We start from the raw sequence: 14269 nt of genomic DNA, 5'->3' as shown, positions 1-14269 counted from the left end.
CTTCAATTTTAGCGGGCTTTTTGGTGTTTACAGAATGAAGCGACTTAAATCTTCGTCGGCGACTAACTCACCGAGTTTGCTCTTCACGTAAGTCGAATCAATGGTGAGTGATGAGCCAGACTGATCGGTTGCATCGAATGAGATTTCATCCATCAGACGCTCCATTACCGTGTGCAGACGGCGAGCACCGATATTCTCGGTGGTTTCATTCACTTGCCACGCAGCTTCAGCGATTTGCTTAATACCGTCTTCGGTAAACTCGACATTTACGTCTTCCGTTTTCATCAGTGCGATGTATTGTTCAGTCAATGACGCTTTTGGTTCCGTCAGAATGCGTTTGAAATCATCACTAGAAAGCGCTTCAAGTTCTACACGAATCGGTAGACGACCTTGCAACTCTGGAATCAGATCTGATGGCTTCGCCACTTGGAATGCACCTGAAGCAATGAACAGGATGTGGTCAGTACGCACCATGCCATGTTTAGTCGAAACCGTACTACCTTCGATGAGTGGTAGTAAGTCACGCTGAACACCTTCACGAGAAACATCAGGACCAGACACTTCACCGCGTTTACAGATTTTATCGATTTCATCGATAAACACGATACCGTTGTTTTCAACGCTGTAAATCGCCTGCTCTTTCAATTCGTCTTGGTTAACAAGCTTGGATGCTTCTTCTTCCGTTAACGCTTTAAAGGCATCTTTGATTTTCAGTTTACGTTTCTTCTTAGTGTCACCCGCTAAGTTTTGGAACATACCCTGAAGCTGGTTAGTCATCTCTTCCATACCTGGAGGCGCCATGATTTCCACGCCCATTTGCGGAACAGCAACGTCTAACTCAATTTCTTTGTCGTCTAACTTACCTTCGCGTAATTTCTTACGGAATACCTGACGAGTATTTGAACTCTCTTCATTTTGTTCGGCTTTGCCCCAAGCATCACGGGCAGGAGGAAGAAGAGCATCAAGAATACGTTCTTCGGCCAACTCTTCAGCTCGGAATTTTACTTTTTCGGTGGCTTGTTGATGAGTCAGTTTTACCGCCACATCCGTCAAATCGCGGATAATGGTTTCAACTTCTTTACCAACATAACCCACTTCTGTGAATTTAGTCGCTTCTACTTTAATGAAAGGGGCATTCGCCAGTTTCGCCAAACGACGAGCAATTTCTGTTTTACCTACACCAGTAGGGCCAATCATTAAAATATTTTTGGGAGTTACTTCTACGCGCAAGCTCTCTTCAAGCTGCATACGGCGCCAGCGGTTACGAAGAGCGATCGCTACAGCGCGCTTAGCTTTATCTTGACCGATGATGTGGCGGTTAAGTTCATGAACAATTTCACGAGGAGTCATTTCAGACATAATGAATTCCTTTAATTCTAATCACACTGTTTTATGCTTGGTCTTTAGCGATGAGCTCTTGTGGTATTTCCAGCTCTTCGATGGTGTGGTGATGGTTGGTGAAGACACAAATGTCTCCAGCAATGTTTAATGCTTTTTCCGCAATTGAACGGGCGTCTAAATCTGTATTTTCAATCAATGCAATCGCTGCTGCTTGAGCGAAGTTACCACCAGAACCTATGGCAATTAAATCATGCTCAGGCTGAACCACATCACCATTACCTGTAATGATCAAAGATGCCGTTTCATCAGCCACCGCCAGAATCGCTTCTAAACGACGTAATGCACGATCACTACGCCAGTCTTTTGCCAGCTCAACCGCAGCTTTGGTTAAATGACCTTGGTGCATTTGCAGCTTACTTTCAAAGCGTTCAAATAGCGTAAATGCATCCGCTGTACCGCCTGCAAAACCAGCTAATACTTTGTTGTTGTACAAACGACGAACTTTCTTCGCGTTGCCTTTCATTACTGTATTGCCGAGCGATACTTGCCCGTCACCTGCGATGACAACTTTATTGTTACGACGTACAGATACGATGGTAGTCACGAGAGGGCCTCTTAATTATTTTCACGATGGAGATGCAAGTTATATGAGGATAAGAGGAAAAAAAATCAAGGGAGAGAGAAAGCAAAACGCCCAGATCATTGCTAACTTTGTGGTTAACTGACTGGGCGTCTTCCAATTTTTAACAGGTCAATTTTCAGTGAAAGAATCTACTGCTGTTCTTTCCAAATTGCACAAGGCTCGATTTTCGCGCGTTGCAATTTGTGTTTTTCACGTTCTGCATCACGCTTAAATTTGTAAGGCCCTAACACTACTCGGAACCAACTGCTGTCTTCTTTCTTACGAATTTTACTGTTGATCCCTTGGAACGCGATATCCAGCTTACGTGCTTCTGCTTGCTGCATGCTCTTGTAAGCACCGCACTGCATAATATACGGAATATCTGAGACTTCTTGCTCTTTCGGTATCACTTCAATTTCTCGATTTGGCAGAGTATCCACATAGTCCCACTTCTCAGTTGGCGGTGGTGGAATGGTCTCAGTTTTCTTTGGTTTTTGCTTAGGCGCTGGTTTCACCACCACAGGTTTAGGCGGTTCAGGATCATTACTCAAGGTATACAAACCATAGCCAAATAGGCCAGCGACAACGATAGCAAGCAGTCCGCTGCGCCAAGGTTTTCGACGAGAGGTGGTTTTCTTTGGGGTCGGCTTTTTCTGACTACGACCGCGTCTTACATAATCTTTATTAGCCACTGGAAATGTTCAATAGTTATAAAATCTGCCCACATGTTAAAGCAGTTTAAAGCGAGATAACAGAGTATTCACGGCAGCACTGTACTTCGTACTGCCATCAACTTGTCAAACTTAGTGAGAACGAGGCGGAGCGGCACTCTCACGTACAATCAAATGCGTTTCCAATAAACGAGAACCCGCTTGAACATCATGACCACGCAACAACTCCAACATCATTAGCATCGCCTGACGACCAATCTCATATCGAGGCTGAGAAATAGTTGTTAACGGTGGATCGCAATATTGTGAGAATTGAATATCATCAAATCCAACAACAGAAAGATCTCGTGGAATACGTAAACCTAAGCGCTTTGCTTCCTGCATGGCGCCGATTGCCATAGTGTCGTTGTGACAGAAGATAGCTGTTGGAGCATCTGGTAACGAAAGCAATTGACGCACCGCCTTCACACCCGACTCAAAAGTAAAATCACCATAAGTGGTATAAGTCGGATTCATCGATATACCCGCTCTACGCAAAGCTTGCTGATAACCTTGATGGCGGAATTGGCAAAGTGTGGCACTTTCTGGACCCGAGATTTGAGCAATGCGCTTATGCCCAAGTTGAGTCAGATAATTTACAGCTTCAAATGCAGAGGTTAGGTTGTCGATGTGAACCGTTGGCAACTCCAGTTCCGGAGCAAATTCACAAGCCATGACCATTGGTGGAAGATTCTTCTGCTCAGGCTTGCTCACATCAAATGGCAAATCTGTACCTAATAGCAGCATACCGTCCGCTTGTTTAGTAAAGACTAAGTTAACAAATGAGCTTTCTCGTTTCTTTTGCTGACCACTATCCCCCAGCAAAACAAGATATCCATGCTCCATTGCCGCATCTTCAATACCACGAATGATTTCTGTGAAATAAGGGTCACAAATATCCGGGACAATCGCTACGATCGTTTTGGACTCATTTCGACGCAGATTTCTCGCTAAAGAATTCGGTGAATAGCCAGCTTCTAAAACCGCTTCTTCTACGCGTTTGCGAGTCGAAGACGATACTTTCTCAGGATTCATCAGAGCTCGCGACACCGTCGCGGTCGATACGCCAGCAAGCTGGGCAACATCCTTCATTGTCGCCATGTCAAATAGCCCTCTTTTCTATTCCTTTGTTGTGCCTAAGCAAACTGCGCTTAAACACCTTTTGTAATTATGTTAATGGCGCATAAATTGTTGGATACACACCTAGCCTTCCAGTGAGAAAAACACATTTCACAAAACGAAAACGATTCACTGAAGAAATTGTACCGTTAGTCTATTCATTTCTAAGCAGAAAGTTACGGTCAAATTAACAAAATTTGCACTACAAGCGTGATTTTTATCACATTAGAGAATCTTTATATAGTACAGCATATTCAGCGCACAAATTTAAGCCATATTAAAGTTGCGAAATTAGCTTAAATCTTGTGGCTCTATGTCCAGAGTCCAGCGAACTTTGCTCGCTAATGGCAGCATTGAGATGGCGGGTTTGGCGCTCATCAACAATTTTTGCATTACCGATCGGGCTTCCGTTTGCAGCAGAAGTTGCCAGCGATATTTTCCGGCTCGTTTGGCCAATGGAGCAGGCGTTGGCCCTAAAACCATACAGTGCTGATCAAACAGCGGATGAGCTTCCAAGGTTTGACGCACTTGGCGTAGAAAATCTTCCACCATTTGCGATTGGTTTGCTTCCGCTCGGAACAGGGTTAAAAACGTGTATGGCGGTAGCATAGCCAGTTTACGCTCAGCCAAAGCAGTCAAAGCAAAATGGTGATAGTCACGTTGCAGTAGGTCTTGCAAAAGACTGTGTTCAGGATGGTGAGTTTGCAATATGACCTCACCGGGCTTACTCGCGCGTCCTGCACGTCCTGCGACCTGAATAAATAACTGCGCGAGTCGCTCAGATGCACGAAAATCACTGCTGTAAAGTGAACCGTCCACATCCAGTAACGCTACCAATGTAACATCCGGAAAGTGATGGCCTTTGGCCAGCATTTGGGTGCCGATTAAAATTTTATACTCGCCTTTACGTATCGACTGCAATGCCGACTCTAGACTGCCCTTACGGCGGGTACTATCCCGGTCAATGCGAATGGTTTTGTATTCAGGAAATAGATCCGCCAGTTGCTTTTCTAGCTGCTCAGTACCAACGCCTACGGTGACTAATTGCGTTGAACCACAACTCTGACACTGATGCACAACCGGTCGCTGTGATCCACAATGGTGACAACGCATTTCATTGCTGTACTGATGGAAGGTGTAATAAGCATCACAACGCTGACAGTCTGCAATCCAACCACATTCGTGACACATCAAAGCAGGTGAAAAACCGCGACGATTGAGAAACAACAGAACTTGGTTGCCTGCCGACAAATGACGACGCATGTCGGCAATCAAAGGGGCAGATAAGCCGCTTTCCAGATATAAACCTTTTACGTCCAACACACGGTTGCGAGTGGGTACAGCTACACCCGCACGTTCAGTCAGTTGTAAATGGTGATATTTACCGGTTAACGCATTATGTAACGTTTCTAATGCTGGCGTTGCAGAACCGAGTACAATCGGAATCTGTTCTTGGTTGGCACGCATCACGGCGACATCGCGAGCATGATAGCGCAGGCTATCTTGCTGCTTATAGGAGCTGTCATGCTCTTCATCGACAATAATAATGCCGAGTGACGCAAACGGCGTTAACAATGCGGAGCGCGTACCTATCACAATGCCAGCGACCTTATCCCGCGCTGATAACCACGCATTTAAGCGCTCAGTATCATTGAGCCCAGAGTGAACCACTTCCACTGGCACATTAAAACGTTTCCTAAAGCGGTTGATGGTTTGTGGTGTTAAACCGATCTCAGGCACAAGCACTAGAGCCTGTTTTCCTTGTTCCAGTACAGGCTTAATCAGATTGAGGTAAACCTCAGTTTTACCAGAGCCAGTGACCCCTTCAAGAAGATAACAACCAAAACCTTTGTTGCTGTTGACCGACGCAATCGCAATAGCTTGCTCTTGGTTTAACTTAGGTTTTTCAACATCCGCTTCAATTTGCTGAGGCCATGCTTTGAATTGTGGTTTTTTCTCACTAACTTCTATCCAGCCCTTTTCTTGCAATGTTTTCAGCGTGGTGGCACTGACTTCTTCTTCCAACAGTGAAGAGTGAGACACAGGACCAGACGCAAGAAGGTTCATCACCTGAGCCTGTTTGAAGGCTCGACCAAAGCCTTGCATCATTTTGTCTCGACCGCTTGGCGTTATCTGCCACTCTTTACAACTCGCAAAATCTGCAGGCTTCCCTTTTCGTAACGCACTTGGCATCGCGTTAGCAAGAGTATCGCCCAAAGGGAATTGATAGAACTGACTGCACCACTTCAAAAGTGAATAGAGTTTGTCTGACCAAAGAGGTTGAGAATCTAAGACTTCTTTGATCGATTTAAGCTGTTCTAGTGAAAACTCTGATTCCTGCGCAAATTCAGTCACAACCCCAACAAGCGTCTGACGGCCGAAAGGTACAGATACCCGCCCACCAATAATTGGAAACAGATGACTGGGAATGAGGTAGTCAAACTGTTTGTCTAGCGGTACAGGTAGTGCAACACGAGCTATCGTTGGGCGCATAATTACTTTAGAGGGCAAAAATCAAAGAAAATACAGTCTACTGGATGATGCCATGAAATTCGAGCAACTAAAGTGGCGAAAATAACAGCGAAAGCGGTTGATCAGTCACTCAGGATTCATTAATATATCGCGCCTTGATGAGACGCTTGTAAGAACGCTCTTCAAGTGTCAGCAATTATTTATTAATTTACGTGTGGTGTCCGGCATAGACTCGGATAGCGACACGGCCTAATTTGAGGTTATCCCATGAAAACTGGTATCCACCCAGAATACAAAGAAGTAAACGCGACTTGCTCTTGTGGCAACTCTTTCGTTTTCAACTCTACTCTAGCTAAAGATTCTCTTCACCTAGACGTATGTGACAAGTGCCACCCATTCTACACTGGTAAGCAACGTAACGTTGATACTGGTGGTCGTATCGATCGCTTCAACAAGCGTTTCGGCGCTCTATCTAGCAAGAAGTAATTTTACTTTACGCAAAGATTTAAAAAAGGACGCTACGGCGTCCTTTTTAGTTTCCGCTTTCTTCAGCCAGCCAGATGTCGAACTCAAGATAATCTGGTCTTAGGAGCTCTATTTCTCACGCATCAAAACTATGCAGATCCATTGACATACTCTAGAATGAGTGGCCTTAACAAAAACAATAAGGCTCCACCCCAATGTCCAATAATGATCGCCATGAACTCAACGAGGAAGACGCTTTTCGTCAACAAGCCCTCGACTACCACGCTCTACCGACTCCAGGCAAAATTGCCATCGCTATCACAAAACCAGCAGATTCAGCAAAAGACTTAGCACTGGCATATAGTCCAGGTGTTGCTGAACCCGTTCGCGAAATCGCACAAAGCGTTGATAACGTTTATAAATACACAGCCAAAGGCAATACCGTTGCGGTTATTTCTAACGGTACCGCCATTCTTGGTTTAGGTAACCTTGGACCTATGGCTTCAAAACCCGTCATGGAAGGTAAGGCTCTACTGTTCAAGCGCTTTGCAAACCTAGATTCCATCGATATCCAAGTAAAACACCGTACTATCGATGAGTTTGTTGACACCGTTGCCAACATCGCCGATACCTTTGGCGGCATCAACCTTGAAGATATTAAAGCGCCCGACTGTTTTGAAATTGAACGTCGTTTGATTGAACGTTGCGATGTGCCGGTTTTCCATGATGATCAACACGGTACTGCGATTGTTACCGCAGCAGGCATGCTTAACGCGATTGAACTGCAAGGCAAAGAGCTACGTGAATGCACTATCGTGTGTTTGGGTGCAGGTGCTGCAGCAGTCGCGTGTATGGAACTGCTGATTAAATGCGGTGCTATGCGTGAAAAAATTTACATGCTTGACCGTAAAGGTGTCATTCACACTCGTCGTGATGATATCAATGAATACAAACAGTTATTTGCCAACAACACAGACAAGCGCACATTGGAAGATGTCATTAAAGGTGCCGATCTGTTCTTAGGCGTTTCAGGCCCTAACCTGCTAACAGCAGATGAACTCAAATTGATGGCAGATAAACCTGTGGTGTTTGCTTGTTCAAACCCAGATCCTGAAATCAAACCAGCACTGGCTCACGCTGTACGTGATGATTTGATTATGGGTACAGGTCGAAGCGACTATCCAAACCAAGTCAACAACGTGCTTTGTTTCCCATTTATTTTCCGTGGTGCGTTAGACGTACGTGCGAAAGTGATTAACGATGAAATGAAGTTGGCTGCCGTTGCGGCAATTCGTGAATTGGCGAAAGAGCCAGTACCAGCAGAAGTATTGAAAGCTGCGGGTGTGGACTCACTCACTTTCGGCAAAGAGTACATCATCCCTAAACCGATGGATCCTCGCTTGCTGCCACGTGTTGCAAAAGCAGTCGCTCAAGCGGCTATTGATTCTGGTGTTGCGCGTATCGGGATGCCAGAAAACTACATGGCGAACTAGTTTCGAGCCTGATGGTTCAATCACTCGCCAATGCATAGCATCAAAAAAGCCCTGACTCGTATCAGGGCTTTTTATATCTATCTGCACAATTAGGCGGAAAAACAGATTATCGGCAACAATTAGTCGTCGTAAGCCTCGAACTCGATGCCCATTTCTGTCATCAGTGCTTTCACTTCGGCTGGAATATCATCCGGACGATCTTTACGTAGATCTTCATCTGTTGGCAGTGGCTGACCAGTATACGCGTGCAAAAACGCCTCACATAAAAGCTCACTGTTGGTCGCATGACGCAGGTTATTGATCTGGCGGCGAGTACGCTCATCTGTGAGTATTTTCAATACCTTAAGAGGGATTGATACGGTGATTTTTTTCACCTGCTCACTTTTTTTCCCATGCTCTGCATAGGGGCTTATATATTCACCGTTCCAGTCTGCCATTGCGCACCTTCATTGTTCGAATTCGAGTAATAATTTCAAAGGCTAGATTTTAGCGGGATTTACCGCCATAAGCAAAGACATATAGACGTCTAGAAGTGTTGACGTCTTAAAATTAGATAAGTAAAGTATGATGCAGTTCCCCAATATAGACGAACACATGTATTCTTACTGTGAATTTGGATGTCTATTTAAGAGTCTCAGGAAAGGAAACACTCATGACCAAACGCAAGCCATCAACAATCGCAGTTCGAACCGGAATTGAATCAGATACTCAATTCCACGCCGTCGTTCCACCTATTTACTTATCGACTAACTACGGCTTCCCTGCGTTTGGCGAAGTTCCACAATACGACTATACCCGCTCTGGCAATCCTAACAGAGGTTTGTTGGAAAAGGCGTTGTACGAACTAGAGAGCGGTGAAGGCGCAGTCGTAACCAACTGCGGCACTTCGGCTTTGAACCTGCTTGCGTCAACATTTCTTGGCCCAAACGATTTAATTGTCGCGCCTCATGACTGCTACGGCGGAACTTACCGTTTATTCAACACTCGTTCTAATAAAGGTGATTTCAAGGTTCAGTTTGTAGATCAATCTGATGAGCAAGCGCTAGCAGTGGCTTTGGCGAAAAAACCAAAACTGGTTTTGTTAGAAACACCGTCTAACCCGCTCGTGAGAGTGGTTGATATCGAAAAAATCTGCCAACAAGCAAAAGCGGTTGGTGCTTTGGTGGCTGTCGACAATACTTTCTTAACGCCTATATACCAACAACCACTTACGCTTGGCGCTGATTTTGTCATTCACTCAACGACCAAATTTATTAATGGTCACTCAGATGTCATTGGCGGCGTAGTGATCAGTAAAACCAAGGCTCATGCTGAAGAGCTTGCTTGGTGGGGAAATTGTATTGGCGCAACGGGCACACCATTTGATAGCTATATGACGCTGCGTGGTATTCGCACCCTAGGTGCACGTATGCGTGTGCATGAGGAAAGTTCTCTGCAAATTTTAGATTATTTGAAATCTCAATCATTGATTAAAACCATATATCACCCTAGCCTGCCAGAACACCCTGGACATGAGATTGCGAAGAAACAGCAGCTTGGTTTTGGTTCTATGCTCAGTTTTGAGTTTGCAGGCAGCTTTGAGCAACTAAAATTCTTTGTAGGCGAGTTGAAGTTCTTCTCACTTGCAGAATCGCTTGGCGGTGTGGAAAGTTTAATTTGTCACCCTGCGAGTATGACTCACAGAGCTATGGGTGAAGCCGCTCTTGCTGAAGCGGGTATTTCTCAGCTGTTGTTACGTTTATCGGTAGGTTTAGAAGATGCTTCCGATCTCATCGCTGATTTGGATCAGGCCTTTACCAAAGCTAAGGAGAAGTTTTAATGACGGTTTTACGCCAACTACATAAATTTGGTGGCAGTAGCTTAGCGGATCCTGAATGTTATTTACGTGTAGCGAACATTCTAAAAGAGTACTCACAGCCAGAAGATTTAGTGGTTGTCTCGGCAGCAGGCAAAACTACCAACAGCTTGATTGCATTTCTAGAAGCATTGAACAAAGACGGCCGTGTCGCCCATGAAACATTGCAGTCGCTGCGTCAATTTCAATGCAAACTGGTTGAAGATTTACTTGAAGGCGAAGTTGCAGATAACTTGCTGACGCAAGTGAATGGCGAGTTCATCCGCTTGGGTGAATTGACCGCTCCGCTGACAAAAGCGGAACAAGCAGCCGTTCTTGGCCATGGTGAAGTATGGTCTGCTCGTCTGTTAGCGGCATTACTCAACCAAAACAACTTACCTGCAGTCTCTCAAGACGCTCGTGAGTTTCTCCGCGCCGAAGCGGGCACACAACCAGAAGTGGATCGCTCACGCTCTTATCCACTTCTTACGAAAGTATTGGCACAGCACGCACATCATCGCATCGTGATTACCGGTTTTATGGCACAAAATGACAATGGCGATACAGTTCTGCTTGGCCGCAATGGTTCTGACTACTCAGCAACTGTTATTGGTGCCTTAGCCGATGTTTCTCGCGTCACGATTTGGAGTGACGTGGCTGGTGTTTATAGCGCAGACCCTCGCATCGTCGCTAATGCTTGTCTGCTGCCTTTGCTGCGTTTAGATGAAGCAAATGAACTGGCTCGCCTTGCCGCCCCTGTGTTGCACAGCCGCACACTACAACCTGTGGCTCAAAGTGCAATGGAACTTCAACTGCGCTGCAGCCATAAGCCAGAATCAGGCTTAACCAAAATTGAACGCGTATTAGCTTCTGGCCGAGGAGCCAAAATCATTACCTCCTTGGATGAAGTGCTGTTGATTGAACTTGAATTCGGTCACAGGCATGATTTCGCCCGTATTTACGCTGAGACACTTGAGAAGCTAAAACGCGAGCAACTTGAACCTCTCGCTTTTGAAGCTCAAGCGGACCAGCACACGCTGCGCTTAGCTTACACCGCAGAGATAGCTTCTGGCGCTTTGTCATACCTGCAAGATATTGCGACAGCAGCAGACATCAAATTGAAAGAAGGCTACACCTTAGTCGGTGCTGTCGGAGCCGGTGTCACCAAAAATCCAAACCACAGTTACGGTTTCTATCAACAGTTGAAGAACGCGCCTGTTGAGTTTATCTGCGAAGCCGAGTCAGAACTGAGCTTGGTTGCGGTACTTCGCCAAGCACCCGTAGAGAAACTGGTGGTGGGCGTACACAATCAGATTTTCCAAGCTCAGAAACGCGTTGCGCTTGTCCTATGTGGTAAAGGCAACATAGGTTCTAGCTGGTTAAAGCTGTTTGCAGAACAAAAAGAAGAGCTTGAAAAACGTCGTGGTATGAACTTCGAGCTAGTTGCCGTCGTAGGTAATCAGACTTACTGGTTTGACCCACAAGGCATAGACCCAGAGACAGTGCTGAGTCGTTATCACGATGAAGCGATCCCAAACGAGGACAATAGCTGGCTGTACAAAGTTGGCAAGCTGCAAGGCTATGACGATGCTATCGTACTCGATGTCACTGCGAGTAAAGTTCTGGCGAATCAGTATCTGGATATCGCAGAACAAGGTATGCACCTTATCTCTGCCAATAAAGTAGCGGGGTCTGCATCGACTGAATACTACAACCAAGTCAAAGACGCCTTTGCCAAAATCAGCCGTCATTGGCTGTACAACGCAACTGTTGGGGCGGGTTTGCCTATCAACCACACCGTTCGCGATTTACGTGAAAGTGGCGATGAAATCACAGCGCTGTCAGGCATCTTTTCTGGCACTCTGTCTTGGCTATTCCAACAATACGATGGCTCAATTCCGTTTAGCGAGCTGGTGGATCTCGCATGGCAGCAAGGACTGACTGAACCGGACCCCCGTAACGATTTAGATGGTTCAGACGTCATGCGTAAGCTGGTTATTCTCGCTCGTGAATCCGGTTTAGAAGTTGAACCTCAGAGCATTCGCGTTGAGTCTTTGGTTCCAGAAGAACTGCGTGATATCTCGTTGGATGACTTCCTCGACAACAGCCAGTTACTCAATGAACGATTGGCTGAGCGTCTGGCTAAAGCACAAAAGCAAGATAAAGTGCTGCGCTATGTAGCTCGTCTGGAGAGAAACGGTAAAGCAAGCGTCGGCGTTGAAGCTCTGGAAAAAGATCACCCACTGGCAAACTTATTACCATGTGACAACATCTTCGCCATCGAGAGCCGTTGGTATAAAGATAATCCGCTGGTGATTCGTGGACCAGGGGCTGGTCGAGAGGTGACCGCAGGTGCAATTCAGTCTGACCTCAACCTTCTTTCCAGCTTCCTATAGCTTTATAAAACTCGCCGTAACTGGCGAGTTTTATTGTTTTATCGCTAGCAAATTATCTCAATACAGAATATCACTCGAAGTTGTCGGCTTTTGATATGAAAAACCACCTTTTTGCATTTAACTTAGTTGAAATAGCTTCACGATCAACATGAGAAAAATTCATAATAGTTAAGTTGACATTAAAACGTATTCAATACATTCTGTAGCCATATAGACGTCTAAACGTCAATTTGAACGAATATCAGCGTTTGTAGTGCAAGCTACAGGGAGAAGAAAGATGGGATACACACACGCAGGCCATATTGACGCTTTAAATCAGAATATTTCTGAACTTTCTAACATTAATGTGTCTTTTGAGTTTTTTCCGCCAAGTTCAGAAAAAATGGAAGAAACCTTGTGGAATTCCGTACATCGTCTGAAAACTCTTCAACCAAAGTTTGTTTCGGTAACCTATGGTGCAAACTCTGGCGAACGTGACCGTACCCATTCGATCATCAAAGCAATAAAAGACCAAACAGGTCTTGTTTCTGCGCCGCATCTGACCTGCATTGACGCTTCTCGTGAAGAGCTGATCAACATCGCTGATGATTACTGGGCAAACGGCATTCAAAACATTGTTGCTCTGCGTGGTGACATTCCTCCTGGCGGCGGAAAACCTGAAATGTACGCATCCGATCTGGTTGAGCTACTGAAATCTCGCCACGATTTTGATATCTCAGTCGCGGCATTCCCAGAAGTGCACCCTGAAGCAAAAAGCGCTCAAGCAGATTTACTGAATCTGAAACGTAAAGTGGATGCAGGTGCGAACCGCGCCATCACTCAGTTCTTCTTCGATGTAGAAAGCTATCTGCGTTTTCGTGACCGTTGTGTTGCAGCAGGCATTGATGTGGAAATCGTACCGGGTATTCTGCCAGTGTCTAACTTTGCTCAAGCATCACGCTTTGCTGCGCAAAATAATGTGAAAGTACCAAGCTGGATGGCAAAACAATTCGAAGGTTTGGAAGACGACCCTGTGACACGTCAACTCGTCGGTGCCAGTCAGGCAATCGATATGGTTCGTGTTCTATCACGCGAAGGCGTAAAGGACTTCCACTTCTACACGCTAAACCGTGCAGAAATGACTTACGCGCTTTGTCATACTTTAGGTGTTCGCCCTACTCGCTAATATCGAAACAAGCTGTGCTCGCTAGATATTCAAAACATAAAAAAACGCCGAGAACATTCGGCGTTTTTTTGTTTGTGAAAAGCGCAGGCTTATTCAACGTCATCCATTTTGCCAAGCAGGTTACGAATGCGTTCTTGCCATTGGTCGTGCTCTTGTTGGATTTGTTGTGCTTTTTGAATAGAAGCTTCGTGGTTTGCTTTCAACTCATTCGCTTCTTCAACTAGTTTTTGCTTCTCTTCTTTAAGCTCTTCAACTTCCATTTGCAGTAGAGCGATTGTGTCAACCGCGGTTTGGATTTTTGCTTCTAGTTGTTCTAGTACTTCAAAAGACATGGTACTTACCCTTTATTGATTCGGTTGAAATGGACAAAACGTCACTGATTGCCCCATTCTACTCAGCCCAGCCCAGAGAAACACTCACTATATTCGATCTTTTTCGCTATTCGCTTAAAAAAACAGCGCAATTTTACCTTACGCTAACTTTGATCCCAGAAAGTGACTACAGCTCGATCGGAATACATCCAGTAACGTGTTAAATCTCACTATCTTTTGATCCAATACAACTCTCCGCTAGGCTAATTAGCAAACGTTTTCCTACTATTATGTTAGAATGCCGCCCAAAATTATCCCCTATCGTTCTGAGTTGGAGTGAA

At 45.3% G+C, this 14269-nt stretch carries 12 protein-coding genes; 5 read left to right on the top strand and 7 right to left on the bottom strand.

The genetic code is table 11. The annotated features are described in order from the left end of the window. Window positions 1–27: 27 nt before the first annotated feature. The 5 genes from hslU to priA form a co-directional block, all read right to left on the bottom strand. Window positions 28–1359: an HslU--HslV peptidase ATPase subunit gene (hslU, locus tag HUO09_RS14990; protein WP_167411171.1), complete on the bottom strand. Its 1332-nt coding sequence runs from the start codon at window positions 1357–1359 to the stop codon at window positions 28–30. 31 nt (window positions 1360–1390) lie between these two features. Continuing rightward, window positions 1391–1945 carry an ATP-dependent protease subunit HslV gene (hslV, locus tag HUO09_RS14985; protein WP_102941223.1) on the bottom strand — a complete coding sequence of 185 codons (555 nt, stop codon included), beginning with the start codon at window positions 1943–1945 and terminating at the stop codon, window positions 1391–1393. A 167-nt stretch (window positions 1946–2112) separates the two neighbouring features. Beyond that, window positions 2113–2655 (bottom strand): SPOR domain-containing protein, encoded by a 543-nt coding sequence (locus HUO09_RS14980; RefSeq protein ID WP_167411172.1) that lies wholly within the window; start codon window positions 2653–2655, stop codon window positions 2113–2115. A 111-nt stretch (window positions 2656–2766) separates the two neighbouring features. Continuing rightward, window positions 2767–3774 (bottom strand): DNA-binding transcriptional regulator CytR, encoded by a 1008-nt coding sequence (gene cytR, locus HUO09_RS14975; RefSeq protein WP_167411173.1) that lies wholly within the window; start codon window positions 3772–3774, stop codon window positions 2767–2769. A 309-nt stretch (window positions 3775–4083) separates the two neighbouring features. Next, entirely contained in the window at window positions 4084–6285 is a 2202-nt protein-coding gene (priA, locus tag HUO09_RS14970; protein WP_188234472.1) for a primosomal protein N', read from the bottom strand. A gap of 246 nt (window positions 6286–6531) precedes the next feature. On the opposite strand from priA, the gene rpmE reads away from it, so the two are divergent. Both rpmE and HUO09_RS14960 read left to right on the top strand, forming a co-directional pair. Next, window positions 6532–6750 carry a 50S ribosomal protein L31 gene (gene rpmE / locus HUO09_RS14965; protein ID WP_167411175.1) on the top strand — a complete coding sequence of 73 codons (219 nt, stop codon included), beginning with the start codon at window positions 6532–6534 and terminating at the stop codon, window positions 6748–6750. 194 nt (window positions 6751–6944) lie between these two features. Next, the gene (locus HUO09_RS14960) at window positions 6945–8222 is read left to right on the top strand and encodes a malic enzyme-like NAD(P)-binding protein (RefSeq protein WP_167411176.1); all 1278 of its coding nucleotides are present in this window, start codon (window positions 6945–6947) and stop codon (window positions 8220–8222) included. A gap of 119 nt (window positions 8223–8341) precedes the next feature. On the opposite strand, the gene metJ is transcribed toward HUO09_RS14960, so the two are convergent. Continuing rightward, on the bottom strand, window positions 8342–8659 hold the full coding sequence (gene metJ / locus HUO09_RS14955) for a met regulon transcriptional regulator MetJ (protein ID WP_042484962.1): 318 nt from the start codon (window positions 8657–8659) through the stop codon (window positions 8342–8344). 215 nt (window positions 8660–8874) lie between these two features. Here metJ and HUO09_RS14950 point away from each other — a divergent pair, with 215 nt between their 5' ends. The 3 genes from HUO09_RS14950 (at window position 8875) to metF (ending at window position 13617) form a co-directional block, all read left to right on the top strand. Beyond that, window positions 8875–10041, top strand: coding sequence for an O-succinylhomoserine (thiol)-lyase (locus tag HUO09_RS14950; protein ID WP_167411177.1), 1167 nt, complete (start codon window positions 8875–8877; stop codon window positions 10039–10041). Next, on the top strand, window positions 10041–12452 hold the full coding sequence (locus HUO09_RS14945) for a bifunctional aspartate kinase/homoserine dehydrogenase II (RefSeq protein ID WP_188234471.1): 2412 nt from the start codon (window positions 10041–10043) through the stop codon (window positions 12450–12452). The genes HUO09_RS14950 and HUO09_RS14945 overlap by 1 nt, the downstream gene beginning before the upstream one ends. Window positions 12453–12729: 277 nt before the next feature. Then, the gene (metF, locus tag HUO09_RS14940; RefSeq protein WP_188234470.1) at window positions 12730–13617 is read left to right on the top strand and encodes a methylenetetrahydrofolate reductase; all 888 of its coding nucleotides are present in this window, start codon (window positions 12730–12732) and stop codon (window positions 13615–13617) included. Between the two features lie 89 nt (window positions 13618–13706). On the opposite strand, the gene zapB is transcribed toward metF, so the two are convergent. Then, window positions 13707–13949 (bottom strand): cell division protein ZapB, encoded by a 243-nt coding sequence (gene zapB, locus HUO09_RS14935; protein WP_042484949.1) that lies wholly within the window; start codon window positions 13947–13949, stop codon window positions 13707–13709. Window positions 13950–14269: the final 320 nt, after the last annotated feature.

It is taken from the genome of Vibrio sp. Y2-5 (assembly GCF_014596725.1).
Taxonomy (GTDB): domain Bacteria; phylum Pseudomonadota; class Gammaproteobacteria; order Enterobacterales; family Vibrionaceae; genus Vibrio.
The sequence above is the reverse complement of the archived record's forward strand: the minus strand, read 5'-3'. Positions and strand labels throughout refer to the sequence as shown.